Here is a 23,618-nt window from a genome sequence, read left to right as displayed (position 1 = left end):
TGTGAGGAGATTCGATCATGAACAACTACACTGAAAAGTACGTGTCTTGTCCACACTGCGGACACTCTATTGGAATCACACTTGATGCTTCAAATGGAAGCCAAGACTTTTATGATGACTGCCCTGCCTGTTGCAATGCGATTCATCTCGACATGCAAGTCGATGAAGTAAGGAACACAATCAATTTATCTATTGATGCCGACGACGAACAAGTATTTTAGTCCACCATAAGGCTACTGAGCTTACTAAAACAAAGAGCACGTAATGACGTGCTCTTTTTGATTATATTATTGTTGCCCGTACGGCTAATTTATTTGTTTTGATTCGCCAATACACGCTCTACCGTGTCAACAATGGCTTGCGTCTGTAGGTCAAACTCAATGTTTACTTGGTCGCCTACTTCTCGGCTACCAAACAGGGTGCAATTGAGTGTTTCTGGAATGAGATGCACTGAGAAACGATTCTCTTCAACTTCACCAATGGTGAGTGAGCAGCCATCAATACCGATGTAACCTTTACTCAATACGTACTTCATTGATTCTTGAGGCAGCTCAAACCAAATTGTGCGGTTGTTTTCTGTCTTAATCACATCAACGATGTCTGCGACTAGAGTGATGTGTCCAGACATGCTGTGGCCGCCAATCTCATCACCGAACTTTGCAGCGCGCTCAACGTTAACCAAGTCGCCTTCCTTTAAACGGCCAAGGTTGGTTAGCCTTAACGTTGCTTGCATCAAATCAAAAGAGATTCGAGTTCCGTTGATCTCCGTTACCGTTAAACAGCACCCGTTGTGAGCTACAGAAGCACCAATTGTCAGGCCTTCGACCATGTCATCACTCAGCTCAATAACATGAGTTTGGAACATCTCTTTCTTTTCTATAGCAACTAAGGTCGCCATACCTTGCACGATACCTGTAAACATAATATTCCCGTTTTGTGTCGTCACGTCACAGTTTTTCATAGCAGTTGTAGTGACATTTCTTTATTATTCGCCCAGTGGCGCATTACGGTCAGTATCTCTGATTCATTCTGAATGTCCATCCCTAAGTATCTAATCTTATTATCTTCTAGCTGGAGTTCTTTGTGCATCGTTACAAAACAGAAGCATCAAACTTAATAAAACTCGCGACACCGGTACTCATAGCCTCTGTTGCCCAAACCGGTATGGGCTTTGTCGATACTGTGATGGCCGGTGGTGTTAGTGCCATTGATATGGCTGCGGTATCTATCGCTGCCAGTATCTGGCTGCCCTCTATTCTGTTCGGTGTCGGTTTGTTGATGGCTCTGGTTCCTGTGGTTGCACAGCTTAATGGTTCATGTCGCCAAGAAAAGATCTCTTTTGAGATTCAGCAAGGCGCTGTAATGGCCCTACTTATCTCAATACCAATTGTTGGGGTGCTGTTTCAAACCCAAGGCATTCTCAATTTGATGGATGTCGAGCCGCTGATGGCAGCAAAAACTAATGGCTATATGCATGCTGTAATGTATGCCGTTCCTGCGTTTCTGTTGTTTCAGACGCTTCGCAGTTTCACAGATGGTATGTCGCTAACCAAGCCTGCGATGGTAATCGGTTTTATCGGTTTGTTACTCAACATCCCTCTTAACTGGATGTTTGTGTACGGCAAACTGGGTGCCCCTGCACTGGGTGGTGTTGGTTGTGGTGTAGCAACGGCCATTGTCTATTGGGTGATGTTCGCTCTACTTCTTGGTTATGTGATGACATCAAAGCGCCTCGCTAAGATTAACCTATTCGGTCAATTCCATAAGCCGCAGTTAAAAGCTCAGGTACGCCTATTTAAACTTGGGTTTCCTGTCGCAGCAGCTCTGTTTTTTGAAGTAACGCTGTTTGCTGTTGTAGCGCTGTTGGTTGCGCCATTGGGTCCTATGATTGTTGCGGCTCACCAAGTTGCCATCAACTTCTCTTCTTTGGTGTTCATGTTACCAATGAGTGTTGGTGCGGCTGTTAGTATTCGTGTTGGTCACAAGCTTGGTGAAAACAACACGGAAGGCGCAAAAATCGCGACCCATGTTGGTATCTTAGTTGGCTTAGCGATGTCTCTAGCGACAGCATTCATTACTGTTGTGTTCCGTGAACAGATCGCCCTTCTTTATACTGAAAACCAAGCGGTTATTACCATTGCGATGCAATTGCTACTGTTTGCAGCGGTATACCAGTGTACAGATGCGATTCAAGTTATCGCAGCGGGTGCACTGCGTGGCTACAAAGATATGCGTTCTATCTTCAATCGTACTTTCATCGCGTATTGGATTTTAGGTTTGCCACTTGGTTACATTCTAGGTATGACGGATTGGGTTGTTGAGCCAATGGGGGCTCACGGTTTTTGGACGGGCTTCATTGTTGGCCTCTCTTCCGCTGCTCTATTGCTTGGTTTGAGACTGCGCTGGATGCATAAACAAGACGACACCGTTCAGCTGGCCTTCAGCGAGCGCTAAGTTCCAGAAGCCTATTCATCATGACGACAAAGAGCCCCGTATCAAGGGCTCTTTTAGTATCCGTCTTTTTCTCTAATAAAACGGGCAAATTTAGGCTTACCATATTGTGTGTATCCATTGTAGCGGAACGTTATTCGACTGCCGATTTGTGGCGGATCTAACCGCATCTCATCGGTGAACCCAGTACCAATATAGAATTGCACGCCTTTCTCGGTATGAACTAATAATGAGCCCATCATTCCCGAATATTTACCCGTTCCCCCCTTGTAACCAACGACAATCGCTTCTGCGTCATGGTGTCGTTTCAATTTGAGTAGATCGTTACTGCGTCCAGCTTGATAACGGCTGGTGATTTTTCGCAGCATGATTCCTTCGCCCTTTTCGTTATCAATATTATCCAGCTGGATGTAAAGAGCGGCTTCGCTCTCGATTGGGTAATGCTCTACATAGTGAATGTGTTTTCGGTTGATCCGTTTCACCCAGTCAATAATGTTGTAGTAACGCTTTTGATAGTCGCCGGCGGCACCGGGCATATCAAACAGCATAAATTCGATTTGACTCCATGCTTTATCTATAGGTGTGGTATCGAGAACGGTTGACTGAACTATGTGGAAGCGATCTCTTCCGGCCCAAAGTTCTCCTTCTAAACGTATCGGGGGTAATGGGTCTGTAAACCAAGCTGGTGCGTAAATACGATTACCGTTACGAGTATAGAGGTGCTCCCCATCCCAAATAGCTCTTACACCATCAAGCTTTTCGCTTTGCCAGTACTCGTTGATATCAATGTGTTGATCGTAATGGTTAGCGAGCATGACCTGATAGGTCGGTTGGATGTTTGCGTTAGTCGGGGCTGAAAAGGCCAATAAGGTAGCAATGGTCAATTTGTTTAATGTCATCATCATTCCATGATTGAACGTCATGCTTTTATTTAAGAACGTACTTAAATAAGTTTCATCGCCTGTATTGTCCTGATGCGACACACTCACCAAAACTATGATTACCGTCGTTTCATTTTCATTTCGTATGTGTTGTTGACCCCATGAAGCCCACTCTTTTTCATTCTCATATTGAGAAAACGTCTTTTCCTATTCTGAGAAAGTGGCTAAACAAACAGTAAGCAATTGAAAATTAAATAAAATAAAATTGGCACAGAGTCTGCACTGTAGAAGGAAACTGAAAAAAAAGTAACAGCTTCAAGGAGAGACATCATGGAACTACGTAAAATTGAGCTAAACAATTCAACGCTAACTCTTTCAATCTTCGGCGACCTCGATGCTTCAGGCAGTCGCAAAGTACAACCAGACATTGATGATGTGATTACAAACGACCTTCACCCTGAGGTAGAAATCGATTTCAGTCAAGTGCAGTTTCTAGACTCGTCAGGCGTAGGTGCCATCGTGTACATGTTCAAACGTCTGACGGAACGTGAACGCAATATGCGTTTAGAAAATGTTTCTGGTCAACCTCTGGAAATCATGAACCTACTTCGCATTGGCCATGCTATCCCTGTTAACTCAAAAAAGGCTGCGAATTCATAAAGTTCCACTAAGCTAAAGATGTACATAACTATAATAAAAAAATTCAAAGGACGTTGGCATGAAAAAATGGACTCATTACATAGCCCTACCCCTGTCTGCCCTTGTTGTGGGTTGCAGCAGCTATCCAGAACATGGCACAGGAGGCTTGGCAGAAAGTTACGATTCAATCAATTATCAGAATTCTGATTTTTCACCAGTAATGCCTGATGAGCCACTCGGCCCTGAACATGGATTAAGATTTGACTGGCAGTTAGCGAAACTTCATTTGGATTCTCTTATCCAGGAAGGGGCTCGCTGGTGCTTCCCTGCAGCAGTTGTACAGGCAATAGAGAAACAAAACCGTATCGCACGTGAGCTTCAAGGTGGTCTTCTTCTGGACGCAGCCAATGACCTGGTGATTCAACGTAAACGTCTCAACGATTTAGAAACACGTCTCGACTATGTAACGTCGCAGGCTCGTTGCGCACCGCCTAAGAATGAATCCCAATTCAGATTACAACTGTCGATTATCGAACAACTTTACGACCTACTGAATGTCGACAACCAATTTGCCCATAACTCTACCGAGGTAAACCCGAAGTACATGGGGCACTTAGCTGAAGCGAGCACCATCTTAAAGGATCATCCTACGTTAGATTTGATCGTAACCGGCCACGCTGATGCTACGGGTACCGAAGAGTACAACGACAAATTAGCGCTAGGCCGCGCTAAACAAGTGGAACGTTACCTTACTATTTTTGGTTTAAGCCCAACTCGCATCAAAACAGTATCTGTTGGTGAAACCGTACCTCTTTTCGAAGGTGAGTCTGCTGGGACTCGTTTGACTAATCGTCGAGTGAGCATTGAGATTGTCTCTCCTGACAACGCAGAAATGATGGGAGGTTCGCTATGAAAACTCTAATCATCACTCTAATGAGCTTTTTAACTCTTGCTTTTTCACCAGTATTTGCTGAGGACGAATTCAGCGATGCTGTCCAAGTTGGTGACCTCATCCAAGTTAACGTACCCGGTGAAGAGACCTTGAATCGAGGTTTTCAAGTCGACAAACGCGGCCGTATTACTCTACCTGAGGTGGGTGCAGTATTTGTTGCGGGTTACGATAACGAACAACTACAAAAAGTGGTTATCGATGCATTGAGCACGACCTACCGCGATTTATCAACGGCTACCGTATTTATCAAAGAACAACAGATTCTAATTTCAGTACAAGGTTATGTTGAACAGCCAGGTGAATACACATTGTCGCTAGGCTCAAGCGTTCAAATGGCGCTTTACGCCGCTGGAGGTTTAAGAGCGGGTGCGCAATTAGATAAGTTAATTCTTAAACGCGGCGCTGATCGAAAGGAGTTCAACTATAAACGCTTTTTAGATTCAGGTGATGATTCTCAGCTGCCTGAACTGCAATCACTTGATTCTATCTTTGTTCCTGCATCCCCACTTGTCGGTAATATCGAGCAAGAATTTGATGCAGCCAAACTTGCTAACTCGGGTGATAGCGCCGACTCTCGTAACTCAATCAAAGTATTCGGTGAGGTTAACGCGCCAGGTTCTTTTGCTTATAAAGAAAATACCGACCTTGTTGATGTGATTATGCGTTCAGGTGGCGTAACACGTTACGCTGGTGTTGAACAGATTCGCGTTATCTCGAACAACACCCCGACGCTTTTCAATCTAAAACGTTACCTAGACACCGGTGATAATTCGCTTCTTCCAGTACTGCGTCCAGGCTCAACTATCTTTGTCCCTAAACAAGAAGTAGAGATCAAATCGGGTGCAAATACTGTGTACGTCATGGGTGAAGTTGCTGAACCTGGCGCGTACGACGGTAAAAAAGGTGCGACCTTTATGGACATTCTGGCGAATGCTGGTGGCCCAACTCGATTTGCCGAGTCGCGTCAGATTCGAGTTATCAAAGCCAGTGGTCAGGTCCTTAAATTTGATTTAACCGCTTACACAGAAGGATTACGCGGAGTGAAGCCACCAGCGATCCAACCTGGCGATGCTATCTTTGTCCCAGAAAAAACCGACATGAATGAAAAGTCTTGGCTTAAGATTTCACCAGACCGCGCTGTGAATGTGATTGGTGAAGTGGTTCGCCCAGGACGCATCGAATGGTCTGACGAAATGGATCTTATGGATCTTCTTGCCCACGTAGGCGGCCCAACTCTTCGTGCAGATACGACCAAAATTGAAGTCGTAAACGGACGCAAGCTTACGGTTTTCGATTTGGATGCTTACATCAAAAACGGTGCGCCACGTGAAGACCTACCTTTCATTCGTGCTGGCGCCATTGTACGTATCCATGACTTACCGCAAGACCCATCTGACAACAAATCGCAATGGGTTCGCCAAAGTTCAGATGCATCAATCTATGTATTCGGTCAGGTTAATGCGCCGGGTCGTTACCGCTTCACTAAAGATATGCACTTCTTAGATATCTTGTCTGCAGCAGATGGTCCAACAAAAGACGCTGACATTCACAATATCCGCGTGACTCATAGAGACAGACCCTACGCGAAAGTAAGTAAGCTGAACCTATCGCTTTACTTTGAAACTGGTGATGAGTCTATTCTGCCTCGCGTAACCACTGGTGACACGATTTACATTCCAGAGAAGGATAAAAACTGGTTGGATACGTCAAAAGAGTCCACGGTACGTGTGCTGGGTGCCGTCAACAAGCCGGGTCGTTACGTGTTCAATGACAATATGACGATTCTCGACCTGCTAGCTGAAGCTGCTGGACCAACAGAGAACGCTTACTTAGAGAAGATTACTGTCGTAAACATGTCTTGCTGTCAGGGCCAAGCACGTACATTCGACCTGATTAAGTTCAGCAAGACAGCGAACATCTATCACCTACCCGTTCTTCGCGCTGGTGATACGATTTACATTCCAGACCGTAGTGAGAGCTTTATTGAAAAAGCACGCGTCACCCTAGATGACATACTACGTCTAACCACTACTATCGTATTAATTGGAGCATTATGATGACTATTTCAGCCACACAAGCCGAAGTCGAGAAGCTCTACTTAACATCGGAGCTCAATGGACACCGTTCAACATGCATTACTGCGTGTCAAAGTGGTGACGGCGTCACTTCGATTGCTTCCGCCTTTGCTGAGCGCTGCATGCTTGCGGGTCACTCAACCCTGTATGTCGATTTGAATCTGTTTAATCCAGCATTTCACGACTTGGAACTGGTTAACCTCGAACAACAAGGTCAACTAATCGAACATAAAGAATCTAAGCGACTGTTTGTTGGTGTACCTGCACCACGTGAAGCGTCTGCTCAGTTAGCCTTTAAAGACCCAACCATGCTCAAAAAGACGGTCGCCCAATGGCTAACTCAATATGACCGTGTAGTGATAGACACCTCTCCACTCTTGCAAGTCAACAAAGGTAATATCCCTGCACAGTCCGTCGCTAATGCGTGCGACTCAACACTACTTGTCCTCGCTTATGGTGAGACAACGACCAGCCAGCTTGAGCAAGCAAAACAGCTTTTATCGACAGACGGTATTCTATTGTCTGGTGCAATCATGAACATGAAACACGCGCCAAGTTTCACTCAAGAGATTGCACGTCAATTAAACAAAATGAAGTTCATTCCTTCTAAACTGCGTTCATCCCTGTGCAACAAACTTTCTCAAAATGAGTTCCTAAACCTGCCAATTTAGCCTTAATGAATGTAGTGATTTTATTTCAAATCGATTAATTTCACAGAAAATCACTACATTTCAATGAAAATACCAATAAAAACACCATGCTAATCCCTCATAATGTGACTTGCATTGGCAATGCTTAAATCAAATCAGATCCAACATGGAATTTATCCAGATATTCCCTAAACTTATAAAAAGTGGTCAATTTTTGTTGATTCGTCATAAATACTGGGTACCACTCTTGCTGCATTAATCTGTTCCCTCGGAAATCGAAAGGAACCAGCCCGTGAGACGACCAAAGGATATGACTCGTCACATCAACACCACTCAGAGTAAGTCCACAGCCAAACACGATCTTTGTGTTCTTTTTGTGCGAGTTACAAACTTTAATGAGAAAGGAACCTCAATATGAAATACAAGTTAAGCTCCATGTTTTTGTTAGTCGCCGCAGCCAGTAACGCTAACGCTGGTGAATGTGGTAGCGTAACAATCGCCGACATGAACTGGAACTCAGCGACACTCATCGCCAATATCGATAGGTTTATCCTAGAGCACGGTTATGGTTGTGACGCAGAACTTATTCCCGGTGATACTATGCCAACCGGCACCTCAATGATTGAGAAAGGCCAACCTGACGTAGCCCCTGAACTTTGGAGCAACAGTTTAAAAACAGCGCTAGATAAAGGCGTTGAAGAGAAACGATTACGTTACGCTGGTAAAGCGCTCGTCAACGGTGGTGAAGAGGGTTTTTGGGTACCTAAATACTTAGTGAGCCAATATCCTGAAATTGCAACCATTGAAGGTGTTCGTAAACACGCCAAACTATTCAAACATCCGGAAGATCCAGATACATCCGCATTTTACAGCTGCCCTGCAGGTTGGAACTGCCAAATCAGTGCAGGCAACCTTTTCAATGCACTAGAACTCGAAGAGAGTGGCTTTAGCATTGTCGATCCAGGCTCTAGTGCGGGTCTCTCTGGGGCTATCGCCAAAGCCTATGAGCGTGAAGAAGCGTGGTTTGGTTATTACTGGGCACCTACGGCTGTGCTAGGTAAATACGACATGGTTAAAGTTGATTTTGGCAGTGGCGTCGATAAAGACGAGTTCGTGAACTGTACGACTCAAGAAGAGTGTGAAGCGCCTAAAGCGACTATGTACCCACCTTCTCCAGTACATACCATCACAACAGAAAGCTTTGCGAGTCGTGCGCCTGAAGCCTACGACTACTTCACTAAGCGTGGTTTTACTAACGACAAAATGAACGCTCTGTTAGCTTGGATGGAAGATAACCAAGCCGATGGTGAAGAAGCGATGCTGCATTTCCTAAGCGAATATCCTGATATCTGGCACCCATGGGTATCTCAAGAAGTTGCAAAGAAAGTGGAAGCAGAGCTGTAAACAGTTAATGGTTTACTGTTTATAACGCGTTAAAATCACACATTATAACGTCGCTATACTTGATGTTATTCAGCATTCGAAGCGGTTGAGTTTATCAGCCGCTTCGGAATATAAGGATATAAAATGGCTGACAATAGCTGGTTCTCCAGTTTTCCTGAAATGGAACGCTCAGACTTACGAGCAATTAAGAAAACACTAGACGGCGCCTACCGAGATTTTTCTCGTGAATATGGCGAATTGATTGAATCTTTCTTTGATCCTCTTCTCTCCTTCCTCGTCTGGTTTGAAAAACTCCTCATCTCAACACCTTGGCTTATCGTTCTCGCTGTCTGTACTGCTCTTGTGTATGCAGCAAGCCGATCGTGGAAACTTGCGCTAGGTTGTGTCGGTTCTTTGCTTCTTATTGGTTACTTTGGGATGTGGGAAGACACCATGCGCACCCTAAGTATTATTACCGTTTGTACTTTGGTTTCGATATGTTTAGGCATACCCATTGGGATTGCGATGGCGCGCTCCAATCGTGTTCAATCCATGGTTACTCCGCTACTCGATATAATGCAAACCATGCCCGCGTTCGTGTATTTGATTCCAGTAGTAATGCTGCTGGGCATCGGTAAGATCCCGGGACTTATCGCGGTTGTTATCTACGCAATCCCACCGGTTATTCGTTTAACTAACCTGGGGATTCGCCTAGTAGATAAAGAGGTGCTTGAAGCAGCAACTGCTTTTGGCGCAAACAAGAAGCAGCGTCTTTGGGGTGTTCAGCTTCCCTTAGCTATGCCAACCATTATGGCAGGTATCAACCAGACCATCATGATGGCTTTGTCTATGGTGGTTATCGCATCTATGATTGGTGTAAAAGGCTTGGGACAACCGGTACTGAAGTCGATTACTAACCAATACTTCACTTTAGGCCTTTTGAATGGCTTCGCTATTGTGGCATTAGCGATCCTATTTGACCGAGCATCGCAAGCCTACGCAAAAAGAACCAACGCACATTTAGGAGGGTTTAAGCATGACTAAGCCTCTGATTGAAATTAGTGGACTGTATAAAGTCTTCGGCCCTAAGCCAAAGTCGGTGATTGAGCGTATTCATAATGGTCAAAACAAAGACCAAATTCTCGCAGATACGGGCCATACCGTTGGCCTCAAAGAGATAAATCTAGAAATCAATCGTGGCGAAATATTCGTAATCATGGGACTGTCGGGCTCTGGTAAATCGACGTTGATTCGCCACTTCAATCGCTTGATTGAGCCTACCGAGGGTAAAATCACCGTCGAAGGCACCGATGTCATGAACCTCAACACCAAAGAGCTCGAAGAGTTTCGCCGTCACAAGATGTCGATGGTATTTCAACGCTTTGGCTTAATGCCTCATAGAACCGTAGTTGAGAATGTGGCTTACGGGCTTGAGGTTCAGGGCATTAAAAAGGACAAACGTTTAGCCAAAGCGTCTGAATGGCTAGATACGGTTGGACTTAAAGGTTATGAGCACCAATACCCTGCTCAATTGTCCGGTGGACAACAACAACGTGTCGGTTTGTCACGCGCACTCTGCACCGATGCTGAAATCTTATTGATGGATGAGGCTTTCTCAGCGCTCGACCCATTGATTCGTAGTGAAATGCAGGATCAACTGATTGAGCTACAAGAGAAGCTTCATAAAACCATTATCTTCATCACCCACGACCTTGACGAAGCTCTGCGACTTGGGGACCGAATCGCGATCCTTAAAGATGGCGAGTTAGTTCAGCAAGGAACTCCGCATGAAATCCTTCTACACCCAGCAGACGATTACGTTGAAGCATTTGTTAAGGATGTAAACCGTGCCCGCGCACTTACCGTAGAAACGGTTATGCAGCCACCTCTGTATCGCATCACATCAGAAACGATTGAAGGTGCACTTGCTCAAATGAAGATGTTGAAGCATGACTACGCTTACCACGTAACGGATGATGGCTATCAAGGTCTGGTGACGAAAGAGAGCCTCCAAGATGCCGTTGAAGATAAAACTGTGAGTGACTTTAGTGATGACATCTACGAAGAAGTACCTGCGGTCAATCCTGATGCGGTCATTGAAGAGATTCTGCAAGATACCATGTCGTGCGAATACTCACTGCCTGTAGTCGATGAAGAAGGCAACTTAAAAGGCGAGCTAGAGCGAAGCGCTGTAGCGGACATTTTTGCAGAGCCAGGGGAAACTGAAACTGACCCAAAGCCCGTGATTGATAAAGCGTCTTAAACCTGTAACTATCGCCCGCTGTACGTATCTTGAACGTCATCGGGCGACTTTTCTTTGCTGCATTTTTACCCATTCCCTCCCAGAACCCACCTTGCTTGGCATTTTTGCGATCTTCCATATTCAAGCAGTTGAAATTGTTCTAAAAAATGTCTAATACTTAAATATCCAATTGCGTTACACATCATTCGTTGATGTTACCTTTGCGTATCCTTCGAATGTTTACCGAAATCAATAGATGGATCTATTTACGATGACAGTTACTAACACTGAAAACCAAGACCTTGTCGATGAGTCTATTCTGCAGCAGATGATTGTAGATACCAGTGCGGAGGTCATCCCTATTCTTATCGATCATTATGTGGAAGAGTCAAAAACGCGCATTGACGCAATTAAACAAGCGGCTCAATCCCAAGATGGCGAAGTTCTCGAGTTTGAAGTCCACACTCTAGGCAGCACATCGCTCGCTTTAGGCAACAGAGCTTTATCAACATTAGCTCGCGACATCGAACGCCAATGCCTAGAGAAACAAACAGAGCTCGCATTCACACGCGTCGATGAACTTCTTGCTTTAGCGGACAATTCGATAGAGGCGCTGATAGCGCGAAAAGAACTCGGTTTCGGCTAAAAAACCAATGTCTGATTAAGAAGATACAAAACGACATTAAGTACAGAACGCAAAGATTGACGTTTGGTTAGGACAAGATTCAAAAGGAATAACACAATGCGCCCTAAAGTATTGTTAGTTGAAGACTCCACTTCATTAGCTGTTTTATACAAACAGTATGTAAAAGATGAGCCCTATGACATTTTTCACGTCGAGACGGGAGCAGAAGCCAAAACCTTTATCGAGCGTCACACGCCGCAACTGGTTATCCTTGACCTTAAACTACCTGATATGTCGGGTGAAGAGGTACTAGATTGGATTACAGAAAATGAAGTTCCAACGGCTGTAATTATTGCTACCGCTCATGGTTCAGTAGACATTGCCGTTAGCCTAATTCAGCGTGGCGCGGAAGACTTTCTTGAGAAGCCAATCCAAGCCGAACGCCTGAAAACCTCGGTACAGCTGCACCTTAAACGCGCGAAACTAGAGAACTTAGTGGAAAACATTAAGAGCAAGTTTGACCGCGAGGCCTTCCAAGGCTTTATTGGCTCATGTCTACCGATGCAAGCCGTATATAAAACGATCGACTCGGTAGCTCCAACCACTGCTAGTGTGTTCATTAATGGTGAGAGCGGTACTGGTAAAGAGGTGTGTGCCGAAGCCATTCATAAAGAGAGCCAGCGTCGCGACAAGCCATTTGTTGCGATCAACTGCGGTGCAATTCCCCGAGATCTGATGGAAAGTGAAATCTTCGGTCACGTTAAAGGGGCATTTACTGGCGCAACAACAGATCGAAAAGGCGCTGCGATGCAAGCGCATGGCGGTACTCTATTTCTCGACGAGCTCTGTGAAATGGAACTCGAAATGCAGAAGAAGCTTTTGCGATTCTTACAAACAGGTACATTTACCCCACTAGGGGCGACTCGCGAAGTTAAAGTAGATGTGCGAATCATTTGTGCGACTAACCGTGATCCGCTGTTAGAGGTTGAAGAAGGTCGTTTTAGAGAAGATCTTTACTACCGTGTTCATGTTGTGCCAATTGAGATGCCACCTTTGCGAGAACGTGCTAGTGACATTGTCACGCTGTGCAAGCACTTCCTGAAAATCTACGCTAAACAGGACGGCAAGAAATTTAAGTCGATAGATAAAGAAGCTCAGGTTTTACTTAAGAACTATCCTTGGCCGGGTAATGTCCGCCAACTTCAGAACATTATTCGCAACATTGTGGTCCTTAATAACGAAACCAGTGTGACCAAAGAGATGATCCCTGCGCCGATTAATGGTGCGGGAGGCCGAAGCAAGGTCGTAACGCCTATTAAGCGCGTCGAACCTGTTCAAGAAACCGTAGCAGAATCGGCTTCCAAGCCTGCCCCATTGACTCCAGAGCAAATGGAGGCAGCAACTGAGAGTAGCGGCCCCGCTCTTACCAATGGTGATGGCAGCATTCGCCCAATGTGGAAGATTGAACGAGAAGCGATTCAAAATGCAATCAACCACTGTGATGGTAACGTGTTGAATGCTGCAGTGCTGTTAGAGCTTAGCCCTTCCACGGTGTATCGTAAGAAGCAGGCATGGGAAGCTGAAGATGAGTATAACCAAGCCTAAGCACTCTCAAAAGTCAGAGACTGTACCAAATGAGATTTGGCTGTTGCTTGACAGCCAAACCTTCGGCGGTATCGAAACTCATGTTTTGGAGTTAGCTAAAGGACTGAAAGCGCATCAACGACAGGTACGCATTATCTTACTCACCCGCTACTCTCCGACACCTCCCATTATTGAACGCCTTAAGCAAACGGGACTCAGTTTCTCATTTCTGCAGGATTTAACGACGACTGACGGTTCATCAGTGACTCAGCTTAGTCATGCAATCGAAACTTACCAACCAAGGCTGCTGCATTGTCACGGTTACAAATCCAGTATCATTGGCAAACTTACAAAGCTGCTTTACCCTCGCCTTTCCCTTTACCAAGTATCGACTTATCACGCAGGAGAAACACCAAGGGGCCGCGTCTGGATCTATGACGCACTCGACCGATACACAAGCTTCCTATCTAGCCACTCATTAGTGGTGAGTAATAAGATTAAGGAAAAAATCCCCAGCGCAACGACAATGCTCAATAATTTTGTGAGTATGCCGGAAAATCAACCTTCTCCTGAGTTTAACTCTAGCTCATATCGATTTGGTTTCGTGGGTCGGTTAAGTCACGAAAAGGCAGCCGACCGATTTATAGATTTAGCTATTCAGTTTCCTGAACACCAATTCTACCTGTTTGGAGATGGTCCTGAACGCGAACAATTGGAATCACGCAAAGCTGATAACTGTACCTTTCATGGTCACCAGCAAAATATGAAAAAGGTCTGGCAGAGTATCGATGTATTGGTTATCCCATCGCGATATGAAGGTCTACCAATGGCTGCGCTAGAAGCAATGTCACTCGGTATTCCTGTCATTGCGACCGCTGTAGGTAACTTACCTCAACTCATAAATCACACGGAGAATGGCTATTTGGCGAATGCTCCAAAGGAACTCGAAGCATGCGTAAATAATTGGTTATCTCTCTCTCAAAATGAAAGAACAACGCTCAGCCAACAAGCGATAGAAACCATTAACAAGACATACTCACCGCAAGCTGTCATCCCGCAGCTACTAGCGTGCTACGGACTCTAATTCTCAAAATGAGATTATCATTGTCGACTAAACAGCTCACTTTCTCAAAATAGAACACGATTCTCTTATCCAGAAATCACTCATCAATCTGATTCTCAAATTGACACTTGCTCGATAACCCCAACAACCAGCCTTTAAAAATCAATCACTTAAAGTAAAAATCATACTGGCACTCCGCTTGCTATGTTCACTCTATACAAACAATTTTTCCCGCAGAGGGACAACGTCTTTAAATTGGTAGAGTGAGGCTTAGCGATGAATAATTACAAGAACATACTCTTTGTACATTACGGTGATAACTGGATTCGTGGAAGCGAAGCATGTTTAATCAATTTGATTGCGAGCTTGAATAAGGCCAAGTTTAGCCCCGTCGTTTGGAGCAATTGTGAACCGTTAGCAGATCACTTCAAGAAGCAGTGCATCCCAACCGTTTATACCCCCTTTAAACTGCTGCTAGGCTGGAGCGCACCAAGGTTCAACCTTTACCAGTGGGGCGTGCAATTAAAGCAAGCTGTCTCCCTTATCAAGCAACACAATATCGACATTGTTCACATCAATAGTGGCGCTCCATGCCAATGGATGTGTATCGCCGCCAAGTTATGTGGCATCCCTGTCGTAACGCAACTTCACAGTGACTATCAACTTCGAGATCGCTTTACTTTAGGTTTGCACCTTTCTCCAAACATCGCCTGTGTAAGTCATGATATTAGTAAGGGCCTTCTTGATGATGGCTACCCACAAGATCAGCTGTATGTCATTCATAATGGCGTTGTCCAATATCGAACCACAAATATAGACGTGCGAGCAGAACTCAACATTCCACAATCAAGCTTTGTATTCATTACCGTTGGCTCTCTGATTGTTAGAAAAGGCGTCGATTTGATTATCCAATCGCTGAATCGAATTCAGAGCGAGAAAGATGCACATCTTATTGTGATTGGTGATGGTGAAGACAGAGACAACCTAGTCGCGCTCGTGAACGAATTAGACCTAGGCTGTAAGGTCCATTTTGTTGGCGAAAGAGAAGATGTAGCAGATTGGCTTTGCAGCAACGTAGATGCATTCATTAGCGGTGCTCGTTATGAAGCCTTTGGATTAGTACTCGCGGAAGCTGGATTAGCTAAGCTTCCTGTTATCGCACCAAGGGTTGGCGGTATTCCTGAATTCATCCATCACAATCGCACTGGCCTCTTATTCGATCCAAGCAATCCAATTTACGAAATGTGCCACCAGATGACTCGATTAATGTCAGACGCGGCTTTACGTACTGACCTATCGACTCAGCTATATCATTTATCGCACTCCAAACTCACCGTTGAAGCAAATACACAACAATTTGAACGTCTATACAGCAAAGTTATCCGCAAAAATAACTCATCTTCCCTACTCAATGGCTTAAAGCCGCTTGTCCGCTGGGCATTTCATTAACGTTAACAGGTTGGAGACATACGATGAATACTAAGACCCGAAAAGCCAACGACAAAGCAACACACGGCTTAATTTACGATCCAATTCCTTTTGCAGGCGGCTCTAAAATAGCTACACTCGAAATGTTGATGACCACTCACGAGTCAATTGAAAAGCAAGCTGATGACAATGTTAGTTTTACAATTGTTACCGCTGATCCTAAATCTTGGGGAACGGCAGTAACCAAGCTTAACGCGAGAATTATCACTCTCCCCAACTGGGGTTTTCTTACGGTACCTCAAGGGCTTCGCTACTGGGTTGCTCAGTTAGTATTAGCCTTGATCCTGATGGTCACATTTATTCGTCTACCACGTATCAGTTATACCCTTGGTGCCTCAAACCCAGGGATCGATATGGCGCTCTACATCGTCAAATGGCTTTGGAGAATGCCAATCATACAGTTGGTTCATGGTCCTGTTGGACTTTCCCGTTCTATAGGTCATTGCTTTACTCGCGCTGATTCGGTCTTTTATCTATCTTCAAGCATCGATTCAATACGCAATGCTCTTAGCTGCTACTTTTCTAAGGCTCATGACTCTGAACAAGCTGAGATCATGACTCGTGCTGTTCTTGAGAGCGCTAGATTTGGATCTTTTACTAATGGTTTGACCCAAGCGAATTGGCCAACTCAAAGCACAGGAACATCAAATGACGTTTTTTGGGCTGCTTCTCTACTTAAATGGAAAGGATTAGAGACACTCAATGAAGCATTGAACATTGCTAATCAGACAACGCCCTGGAATACCAATATCTGCTATATCACACCGCAAAATACACATTTAGGTGTAAGCAGTTTACCGACAAAAAGTACGTACACTAAGCTGTTCCATGCGCCTAACAATCTTGACCAAATCCGCGCAAGTTCAGGTATTTTTGTGTCTACCAGTATCAACGAGCCGTTTGGCTTGTCTGTTTTGGAGAGCCTAGCCGCTGGGCTGTGCGTCGTTATTCCAAGCGATGGCGCTTATTGGGATCGAGTCCTTGAAGATAATGTCAATTGCCTAAAGTTCGCTCCACAAGATCCACAATCGTTGTATGAAGCTGTCCAAATGTTGATTGACGCCCCTCAGCTTCGTCAACGTTTATCACAGGCAAGTTTAGATATAGCGAAACAGTATCGAGCGGAGCATTGTTACGCTTCGATTTGTATTGCTATGCGCGGACAAGCTGAGACTAAACCAGCAATGGCTTCGTTGGAGACATCTCATGATTAAGTCTTTACGTCAGCCATCGCCGCTAATAAATATGCTGACCTACGGCATCGGATTGGTCATAAGCAAAGGCGCGGCTCTAATTATGTTGCCGATTATCGCCAACTATCTTGCCCCTTCTCAAATTGGTCGATTAGACCTGTTAGCCTCTATCGGTGCGGTAGCGGGGATTGTTGTGACATTTGCTCTGCATGAGGCACTTTACCGTTTTGTTGGAGAAGAGAGTGATTTTAAAAAACGTTTTTTGAAAGCGAGTGAAATCTTTTCCCTCACCTGTGTCGTTTCTCTGATTCTGGCTGCTGTTCTTTTTGGCTATATCAATAGTGGCCTTGGCGACCAATTTGCCTTTGCAAGCCGCACTGAGCTCAATCTCATTTTAGTTTGTGCTTCTCTTGAAGGTGTTATCGGTTTATCTACCGCGTGGCTGAGAATGCAGGACAAAGCATTTACGTTTCTAGCAATCAGTGTCGCTTCAACACTACTACAAATCAGCTTAATTCTTGGTGTGCTATTTTCTAGCCCGAGTGTTGAGAAAATTTTAATGTGCGGCGTGGTCACCTACCTTTTCCAAATCAGTGCATTGCTGCTTATCAATCGCTTTAAGCTCACATTTACCAACATCTCAGCATTTCGAGAGTATCTTCGTTACGGTTGGCCACTGATGCTAACTGGCTTAATCGGTTTTGGTTTAAACGGTGCAGAAAGATTCTTCGTCGCCTACTCCACCAACCTAGATACCCTTGGACAGTATGCGATTGCGATTAAATTCTCGTTTGCCATGTGTATCTTGGTTCAGCCTTTTGGAATGTGGTGGATGCCAAAACGTTTCAATACGCTAGCGAATCAAGGTCGCCGTAAAACCGTTGAGGTTACCCAGCTTGGAATTATCTACATCACTCTACTCACTGTAGGCGTCGCATTCGCAGCCAAAGCTTTCATCTTGTTAGCACTGCCAGAAACCTATCTATTGTCGGCTCAACTTGTATTGGGAACGTTGCTGTTTTCTTGGTTCAAGGAGGTCGCGGAACTGCTCAATATCGGCATTCTTCATCGCAAAGCCACCAGATTACAGCTATGGATTTCGGTAAGCGCCACTCTCATTGGTCTGTGCATGATGTGGTTACTAAGTGGCTTTGGTGTCTGGGGGATAATTGGCGCTTTATGTATCGCTCAAGCGTTTAAAGCTGTCGTTGTGTTTATCTACAGTCAAAGGCTAACTCATCTACCTTATTCGCTTGGGCTGTTTCTCTTTGAATTTAACGTGCTAGTACTGTGTTTGTTGTTAGCACTCTCTATACAAAATGTCTGGTTCTGCCTAGCGATGGCAGTCATTGCTCCAGTGGTATGTTGTCTGCCCGCTTATCGAATTGAAGCAGTAAGGCATAACGTTCAAGCATTGGGACAAAAGCTTATTGGCAAATTAGGAATCTTAGCTGGGCACAAGCCTTGCTAGATCATTGTTTCAGCACACAGGATTTTCATTATGACTAACGCCACCCACAAGTTACCTTCAATTGTCACAGTATCTATGCTGTGCCTATTGATGGGCGGCGTTTGGTATATAGTCCCACACCCGATCGTTGCAATTTGCTTAGCTTTCATCCCATTAGGTGCCCTGTTTGTTATCAACAAAACCTATTGGTTGGTGATTTTGTTCGTCGTATTCTCATTTTTCCGCATCCACGAAGCCATCCCCCAACTTTACGCGTTTAAACTGCCTCTGTTTCTTTCACTTGGAGCTTTATCGGCTTTGATGTGGCACACGCTTATTAGCAAGGAACTTAAGACCTACTGGCACCGCTCACTATCTTGGTTAGCACTGTTTTGGTTACTTGTCACAATTGGTCTGGTATTTGCCTCGAACCGAGGGGTTGCTATCCAAGAGTTTAAAGGGATTTACTGGAAGATCATGGTGATGACACTCGCGATTGTTTGGCTGGTAAACAGCATGGATAAACTCGCTAAAACGTCGACTATCATTATCTTCTCGGGCTGTTTAATTGGCATCATCGCTATCTCTAACTCCATCAATGGAATTGGTCTTGTTGAAGGTACTCGTGTCACCATTGGCCGAGACATTGGCTCAATGCTCGGTGACCCAAACGATCTCGCTCTTGTACTCATGTTCCCTATGGCCTTTGCGATCAGCCAAGCGACAACGAAAGGCATAACCACAATGCACCGCTTCATCGGGGCAACTGCATGTATCATCCTTCTTTATGCAGTTATCGCAACACAAAGCCGTGGCGGCCTTCTAGGCTCGATTGCTGTTCTCGGAATCTTCGCTTTGAGCATCATTCGCTCAAAGGTCACTTTAATTACCCTTGGTGCCATCGCTGCGGTTGGGCTCTATTTCGCTGCTGGCATATCCGATAGAGCGTCCGGCGGTGCGGCAGAAGCCGGTATCGATGCGTCGGCTATGGGGCGCCTGTACGCTTGGGAAGCAGCGTTTAAAATGGCGCTCGATAATCCACTAACAGGGGTCGGGTTAAACAACTTTTACTCGAACTACTTTTTCTACAGCCCACACTGGGATGGTCTCAACCATGCTGTACACAGTACTTGGTTTGGGGTACTCGCCGAAACTGGCTTTCTTGGCTTAACCGTATTCATCATCTTGATTGGCTCTTTGCTCATCACCGCACGTAAAACCCTAAAACAAATCAAAGCCACTGGTAATTCAGTCAACCCAATCCTCTACTCTTCGGCGTTCGCCGTTTATGCCGGGCTTATCGGGACAATTGTGTCTGGTACCTTCCTAACTCAAGGCTTCAACTGGCCTATTTACATCCTTTCTGCATTGACGGTTTGTGTTTCTCATATATCCCAAACTGAATGTCAAAATGAGAAGCCAAACAAGCAGAATCCTTAAGTGACTGAAAATTAATAACTATTTATATGGCACGTATAATGAAAGTACTCCATTAAAACAAAAAATGGAGATTTCAAAATGACGTCAGTATCAGTTCATCAATTTAAGACTTGGTTGAAGTTTCATCCTAATTCTCATATTCGTAATCTGTTTTTCATTTTGAAAGACATACGCAATGCCGAGCTTCCAGTACCTAAATTTGCCAGTAAATGCCTATACCATGTTCACCGCAGTATCTCTGGTGTCATTTCAGGCATTACTCGCTTCTTCTATTGGACACCCGCTTTTAAAGGTCGTCTAAATCGCTGTGGTAAACATCTATACCTCTATGGCGGTCTACCGTTTGTAAGTGGCCCTCTCACTATTAACGTGGGTAACGAGTGTCGTATTTCAGGCCACACGACTTTTTCAGGTTGTAGCCAACCAACTACTGATGGTAGCCAACCTTCCTTAGAAATTGGCGATAACGTTGATGTCGGTTGGCAATCGACAATTGCGGTTGGCCGTCGCGTGGTTCTTTCTGACAATGTGCGTATTGCAAGTGGCGCATTCCTGTTTGGTTATTCTGGTCATCCTCTTGATGCTAGACGTCGTGCTCTCGGTGAAGGCGACGATCCGGAACAGATTGGCGATATCATTCTTGAACGAGACGTTTGGCTGGGCACCAATGTCACTGTGAAAGGTGGAGTAACCATCGGTGAAGGCAGTGTGGTTGCTGCGGGAAGTGTCGTAACCAAATCTGTTCCGCCACTTTCAATTGTTGCGGGCAACCCAGCACGCATCGTTGGCAGTATTCCAAGCGAGCCAACTGTGTTCGATATTGAAGAACACAAAGGAGGTCGTCATGCGTGATTTGATTGTTTTCGGGGAAGACTTCGGTGGATTACCGTCATCGACGCAACACTTAATTCGTCATTTAGCGAAGCAACATAAAGTGCTATGGGTAAATTCGATAGGTTTAAGACAACCAAAGTTAAACCTAAAAGACATCACTCGTGCGTTGAACAAACTGGTAGGAAGAAGTAACGCACAAACTCAAAACATGTTACCCGAGCAAACATTCGACAACATTACCGTGGTTAATCTTAAGACCTTACCGGCGCCACGTTCTTTCGTCGCTAGAAAGCTTGCTAAGGAGCTAATGTTAGCTCAGCTACAGCCTGTTATTAAAAAGTTGGGAATGAAAAACCCAGTGCTTTGGACTTCGCTACCAACTGCTGCTGACTTGTGTGGTCACTTGGGAGAAACCCATGTCGTCTATTACTGCGGCGATGACTTCTCGGCGCTCGCCGGCGTTGATCACAACTGCGTCGCTCGACACGAACAGGCTCTAATAGAAAAAGCTGACGTGATTTTTGCAGCTAGTCAGAAGCTAATGGATAAATTCCCTTTTGAAAAAGCCCACTTATTGCCACATGGGGTAGATTTTGCTCTCTTTTCTAACCCAGCAAAACGCGCAACAGATTTGCCAAGCCATCATCGTCCAATCGCAGGTTTCTACGGCAGTTTATCTCAATGGCTTGATTACGAGCTGATCGAAAAAACGGCGTTAGCACGCCCGGACTGGGACTTCGTTTTCATTGGTCCTAACGAACTAGAGCAGCTTGCTCTGCCGGTACTCAGTAACGTGTTCTATCTTGGTTCAAGAGCACATCATCAGTTACCGAGTTATTCACAGCACTGGGATGTGAGTTGGTTACCATTTGTCGACAACGAACAGATAAGAGCTTGCAGCCCTTTAAAACTCATGGAGTATCTCGCAGCTGGAACACCGATTGTGACTACCCCTTTTCCTGCACTCAAGCCTTATCAAGAGTATGTGACTACCGTGAATAACGCTGCACAGGCATCGCAAGCCTTAACTCACGCTCGCCAATCCTGCTCTGTTTCTCCAACGATCGTAGAAAAAGAGAGTTGGGAATCTCGCGGTGAGATTGTTCACTCTATTTTGGAGTCGTTATGAATAATCTAAAAACCCGATTGCTACAGATACTTTATGGTGCATGGCGACAACGCTATGTGATTGTCATTCCGATGCTGATACTACCGATTGTGGGTTTATTGGTCGCAAATCTTACGCCTAAAAAATACGACTCGCACACTAGTATGCTGATTCAAGAAACCGCTAAGATGAACCCGTTTCTAGAAGACATCGCAGTATCAACCATGCTCAAAGATCGTATCAACGCTCTAAAAACCTTGCTGCATAGTCGTCATGTTCTTTATTCAGTGGCAGAAGATCTTGAGCTAATAGACTCAAATATGTCGAGTATCGAGCAAGAACAGATCATTAATGACTTGTCGCAACGACTAATGGTGACACAGTTAGGCAAAGACTTTCTTAAAATCAGCCTAACTAGCAATACCCCAGACAGAATGGAAGAGACTCTCAAGTCTGTCAGTGAGCATTTTATCGCTCAATTACTTGCTCCTGAACGTTCCTCCATTGAAGACTCGAGTAACTTTCTCGCTATTCATATTGAAAAACGTCGTGAAGCACTCGACGATGCAGAGCAAGCACTAGCGCTTTATCGCAACGACAATATCGAATCGACTCCAGAGATTCAGAGCCAAAGCCTCAACCGATTAGCGGCACTCAAACAGAGCCTTTCTGAGAAGGAAGCCGAAATGGCTGGCGTTAAGAAAAGCCTAGGTTCCATGGATCAGCAACTCTCACGCACTAACCCGGTAATTGGTAAAATTGAAGACCAAATTATCGATATCCGTAGTGAACTTACCCTACTTCAAGCTAAGTACACCAACAAGCACAGTGCCGTACAAGCAAAGTTACGTGAGCTAGACAGACTAGAGAGCGAACGCAAAACCTTGCTTGAAATGAAGCAACCAAACATGAACAGTGACCAGCTTTGGGACATTGCCAGTAGTAACACCTTTAACGACGTCTCAGAACTACAGCCTTTGTTGGTGACACAGTTACACAGCTTGCAACTGGTTCGTGCACGTTTTGAATCATTAAAAGAAGAGACTAAGAGCTTAAAAACAATGATCTTTGAGCTAGAAAACAAGGCCAACAACTTTGGCCAAAATGCGAAGGAGATGTACCGCTTGCAACGTGACGTTCAGATCAAGCGCCAACTCTATGATGAGCTAGTTGAACGTTATGAAATGGCACAGCTAACGGGCTCTTTGGGTGTATTTGAACAGAACAAGCGAGTCAAAATTATAGACCTGCCCTATACCCCGAGCATCCCATCCAACATGCCTTCGTTCATCTTTGTCATTGCTGGTTTGATTGCAGGAATTGGGTTCGGGATCGGTTTAGCAATACTATTCGAGTTGTTCGATTCATCAGTGAAAGGAAGCGCTCAAGTTGAACAAGTGTTGGGTATCCCTGTGATTACAGTCATCCCTAAAATGAACTAGCTTTCTTGATAAATCACTAAACCAAACCACCAGCTTCAACTGGTGGTTTTTTTATTCGTTTCTATTTCTATTCGATTTGTCGCAAATCCATTTTCAACAGTATGTTTCTCACGAAGCT

21 protein-coding genes are annotated in these 23,618 nt (G+C 44.8%); 19 read left to right on the top strand and 2 right to left on the bottom strand.

The features are described 5' to 3' along the window. Nucleotides 1-17: 17 nt before the first annotated feature. The gene (locus KI743_RS18210) at nt 18-221 is read left to right on the top strand and encodes a CPXCG motif-containing cysteine-rich protein (protein WP_084181786.1); all 204 of its coding nucleotides are present in this window, start codon (nt 18-20) and stop codon (nt 219-221) included. Nucleotides 222-310: 89 nt separating this feature from the next. Here the strand turns inward: KI743_RS18210 and KI743_RS18205 are convergent, their stop codons facing one another. Then, complete coding sequence (locus KI743_RS18205) at nt 311-922, bottom strand: riboflavin synthase subunit alpha (RefSeq protein WP_285467613.1); 612 nt, start codon at nt 920-922, stop codon at nt 311-313. A gap of 161 nt (nt 923-1,083) precedes the next feature. Here KI743_RS18205 and KI743_RS18200 point away from each other — a divergent pair, with 161 nt between their 5' ends. Further along, nucleotides 1,084-2,454, top strand: a complete 1,371-nt coding sequence (locus tag KI743_RS18200) for an MATE family efflux transporter (RefSeq protein WP_285467612.1) — start codon at nt 1,084-1,086, stop codon at nt 2,452-2,454. A gap of 53 nt (nt 2,455-2,507) precedes the next feature. On the opposite strand, the gene KI743_RS18195 is transcribed toward KI743_RS18200, so the two are convergent. Further along, complete coding sequence (locus KI743_RS18195) at nt 2,508-3,350, bottom strand: DNA ligase (protein ID WP_285467611.1); 843 nt, start codon at nt 3,348-3,350, stop codon at nt 2,508-2,510. Nucleotides 3,351-3,662: 312 nt separating this feature from the next. Here KI743_RS18195 and KI743_RS18190 point away from each other — a divergent pair, with 312 nt between their 5' ends. From KI743_RS18190 to KI743_RS18110, 17 genes are all read left to right on the top strand, one after another. Next, nucleotides 3,663-3,992 (top strand): STAS domain-containing protein, encoded by a 330-nt coding sequence (locus KI743_RS18190; protein WP_150872469.1) that lies wholly within the window; start codon nt 3,663-3,665, stop codon nt 3,990-3,992. A gap of 58 nt (nt 3,993-4,050) precedes the next feature. Continuing rightward, nucleotides 4,051-4,884, top strand: coding sequence for an OmpA family protein (locus KI743_RS18185; protein WP_150872471.1), 834 nt, complete (start codon nt 4,051-4,053; stop codon nt 4,882-4,884). A 20-nt stretch (nt 4,885-4,904) separates the two neighbouring features. Continuing rightward, nucleotides 4,905-6,980: an SLBB domain-containing protein gene (locus KI743_RS18180; RefSeq protein ID WP_373417846.1), complete on the top strand. Its 2,076-nt coding sequence runs from the start codon at nt 4,905-4,907 to the stop codon at nt 6,978-6,980. Further along, the gene (locus tag KI743_RS18175; RefSeq protein ID WP_150895951.1) at nt 6,980-7,669 is read left to right on the top strand and encodes a CpsD/CapB family tyrosine-protein kinase; all 690 of its coding nucleotides are present in this window, start codon (nt 6,980-6,982) and stop codon (nt 7,667-7,669) included. Before KI743_RS18180 ends, KI743_RS18175 begins: the two co-directional genes overlap by 1 nt. A 393-nt stretch (nt 7,670-8,062) precedes the next feature. Continuing rightward, the gene (locus tag KI743_RS18170; protein ID WP_150894688.1) at nt 8,063-9,052 is read left to right on the top strand and encodes an ABC transporter substrate-binding protein; all 990 of its coding nucleotides are present in this window, start codon (nt 8,063-8,065) and stop codon (nt 9,050-9,052) included. A gap of 123 nt (nt 9,053-9,175) precedes the next feature. Then, nucleotides 9,176-10,075, top strand: a complete 900-nt coding sequence (locus KI743_RS18165; protein WP_032549001.1) for a proline/glycine betaine ABC transporter permease — start codon at nt 9,176-9,178, stop codon at nt 10,073-10,075. Then, nucleotides 10,068-11,294, top strand: coding sequence for a glycine betaine/L-proline ABC transporter ATP-binding protein (locus KI743_RS18160; protein ID WP_285467607.1), 1,227 nt, complete (start codon nt 10,068-10,070; stop codon nt 11,292-11,294). Before KI743_RS18165 ends, KI743_RS18160 begins: the two co-directional genes overlap by 8 nt. A gap of 250 nt (nt 11,295-11,544) precedes the next feature. Beyond that, on the top strand, nt 11,545-11,919 hold the full coding sequence (locus tag KI743_RS18155; RefSeq protein WP_285467605.1) for an Hpt domain-containing protein: 375 nt from the start codon (nt 11,545-11,547) through the stop codon (nt 11,917-11,919). Nucleotides 11,920-12,015: 96 nt separating this feature from the next. Next, complete coding sequence (locus KI743_RS18150) at nt 12,016-13,503, top strand: sigma-54 dependent transcriptional regulator (protein ID WP_285467604.1); 1,488 nt, start codon at nt 12,016-12,018, stop codon at nt 13,501-13,503. Then, complete coding sequence (locus KI743_RS18145; protein ID WP_285467602.1) at nt 13,484-14,566, top strand: glycosyltransferase family 4 protein; 1,083 nt, start codon at nt 13,484-13,486, stop codon at nt 14,564-14,566. The genes KI743_RS18150 and KI743_RS18145 overlap by 20 nt, the downstream gene beginning before the upstream one ends. A gap of 255 nt (nt 14,567-14,821) precedes the next feature. Beyond that, nucleotides 14,822-15,994 (top strand): glycosyltransferase family 4 protein, encoded by a 1,173-nt coding sequence (locus KI743_RS18140; RefSeq protein WP_285467600.1) that lies wholly within the window; start codon nt 14,822-14,824, stop codon nt 15,992-15,994. Between the two features lie 23 nt (nt 15,995-16,017). Then, nucleotides 16,018-17,247 carry a glycosyltransferase family 4 protein gene (locus KI743_RS18135; protein WP_285467598.1) on the top strand — a complete coding sequence of 410 codons (1,230 nt, stop codon included), beginning with the start codon at nt 16,018-16,020 and terminating at the stop codon, nt 17,245-17,247. Beyond that, nucleotides 17,240-18,697 carry a lipopolysaccharide biosynthesis protein gene (locus KI743_RS18130; RefSeq protein WP_285467597.1) on the top strand — a complete coding sequence of 486 codons (1,458 nt, stop codon included), beginning with the start codon at nt 17,240-17,242 and terminating at the stop codon, nt 18,695-18,697. Before KI743_RS18135 ends, KI743_RS18130 begins: the two co-directional genes overlap by 8 nt. Nucleotides 18,698-18,727: 30 nt before the next feature. Next, nucleotides 18,728-20,116 carry an O-antigen ligase family protein gene (locus KI743_RS18125; RefSeq protein ID WP_285467595.1) on the top strand — a complete coding sequence of 463 codons (1,389 nt, stop codon included), beginning with the start codon at nt 18,728-18,730 and terminating at the stop codon, nt 20,114-20,116. A 78-nt stretch (nt 20,117-20,194) separates the two neighbouring features. Further along, nucleotides 20,195-20,968, top strand: a complete 774-nt coding sequence (locus KI743_RS18120) for a DapH/DapD/GlmU-related protein (RefSeq protein ID WP_285467593.1) — start codon at nt 20,195-20,197, stop codon at nt 20,966-20,968. Continuing rightward, nucleotides 20,961-22,079, top strand: a complete 1,119-nt coding sequence (locus tag KI743_RS18115) for a glycosyltransferase (protein ID WP_285467592.1) — start codon at nt 20,961-20,963, stop codon at nt 22,077-22,079. The genes KI743_RS18120 and KI743_RS18115 overlap by 8 nt, the downstream gene beginning before the upstream one ends. Further along, on the top strand, nt 22,076-23,500 hold the full coding sequence (locus KI743_RS18110) for a GNVR domain-containing protein (RefSeq protein ID WP_032548988.1): 1,425 nt from the start codon (nt 22,076-22,078) through the stop codon (nt 23,498-23,500). Before KI743_RS18115 ends, KI743_RS18110 begins: the two co-directional genes overlap by 4 nt. Nucleotides 23,501-23,618 lie beyond the last annotated feature (118 nt).

It is taken from the genome of Vibrio sp. D420a (assembly GCF_030248625.1).
Taxonomy (GTDB): domain Bacteria; phylum Pseudomonadota; class Gammaproteobacteria; order Enterobacterales; family Vibrionaceae; genus Vibrio; species Vibrio fortis_A.
Note: the sequence above shows the minus strand (reverse complement) of the source record. Positions and strands in the feature narration are given on the sequence as shown.

Excerpts from the sequence above, each read along its gene's own strand:
- KI743_RS18195 (WP_285467611.1), bottom strand. The coding sequence starts at position 3,350 with ATGACATTAAACAAATTGACCATTGCTACCTTATTGGCCTTTTCAGCC.
- KI743_RS18190 (WP_150872469.1), top strand. The coding sequence starts at position 3,663 with ATGGAACTACGTAAAATTGAGCTAAACAATTCAACGCTAACTCTTTCA.
- KI743_RS18140 (WP_285467600.1), top strand. The coding sequence starts at position 14,822 with ATGAATAATTACAAGAACATACTCTTTGTACATTACGGTGATAACTGG.
- KI743_RS18160 (WP_285467607.1), top strand. The coding sequence starts at position 10,068 with ATGACTAAGCCTCTGATTGAAATTAGTGGACTGTATAAAGTCTTCGGC.
- KI743_RS18110 (WP_032548988.1), top strand. The coding sequence starts at position 22,076 with ATGAATAATCTAAAAACCCGATTGCTACAGATACTTTATGGTGCATGG.
- KI743_RS18130 (WP_285467597.1), top strand. The coding sequence starts at position 17,240 with ATGATTAAGTCTTTACGTCAGCCATCGCCGCTAATAAATATGCTGACC.
- KI743_RS18155 (WP_285467605.1), top strand. The coding sequence starts at position 11,545 with ATGACAGTTACTAACACTGAAAACCAAGACCTTGTCGATGAGTCTATT.
- KI743_RS18115 (WP_285467592.1), top strand. The coding sequence starts at position 20,961 with ATGCGTGATTTGATTGTTTTCGGGGAAGACTTCGGTGGATTACCGTCA.
- KI743_RS18145 (WP_285467602.1), top strand. The coding sequence starts at position 13,484 with ATGAGTATAACCAAGCCTAAGCACTCTCAAAAGTCAGAGACTGTACCA.
- KI743_RS18120 (WP_285467593.1), top strand. The coding sequence starts at position 20,195 with ATGACGTCAGTATCAGTTCATCAATTTAAGACTTGGTTGAAGTTTCAT.
- KI743_RS18205 (WP_285467613.1), bottom strand. The coding sequence starts at position 922 with ATGTTTACAGGTATCGTGCAAGGTATGGCGACCTTAGTTGCTATAGAA.
- KI743_RS18125 (WP_285467595.1), top strand. The coding sequence starts at position 18,728 with ATGACTAACGCCACCCACAAGTTACCTTCAATTGTCACAGTATCTATG.
- KI743_RS18165 (WP_032549001.1), top strand. The coding sequence starts at position 9,176 with ATGGCTGACAATAGCTGGTTCTCCAGTTTTCCTGAAATGGAACGCTCA.
- KI743_RS18175 (WP_150895951.1), top strand. The coding sequence starts at position 6,980 with ATGACTATTTCAGCCACACAAGCCGAAGTCGAGAAGCTCTACTTAACA.
- KI743_RS18170 (WP_150894688.1), top strand. The coding sequence starts at position 8,063 with ATGAAATACAAGTTAAGCTCCATGTTTTTGTTAGTCGCCGCAGCCAGT.
- KI743_RS18210 (WP_084181786.1), top strand. The coding sequence starts at position 18 with ATGAACAACTACACTGAAAAGTACGTGTCTTGTCCACACTGCGGACAC.
- KI743_RS18180 (WP_373417846.1), top strand. The coding sequence starts at position 4,905 with ATGAGCTTTTTAACTCTTGCTTTTTCACCAGTATTTGCTGAGGACGAA.
- KI743_RS18150 (WP_285467604.1), top strand. The coding sequence starts at position 12,016 with ATGCGCCCTAAAGTATTGTTAGTTGAAGACTCCACTTCATTAGCTGTT.
- KI743_RS18135 (WP_285467598.1), top strand. The coding sequence starts at position 16,018 with ATGAATACTAAGACCCGAAAAGCCAACGACAAAGCAACACACGGCTTA.
- KI743_RS18185 (WP_150872471.1), top strand. The coding sequence starts at position 4,051 with ATGAAAAAATGGACTCATTACATAGCCCTACCCCTGTCTGCCCTTGTT.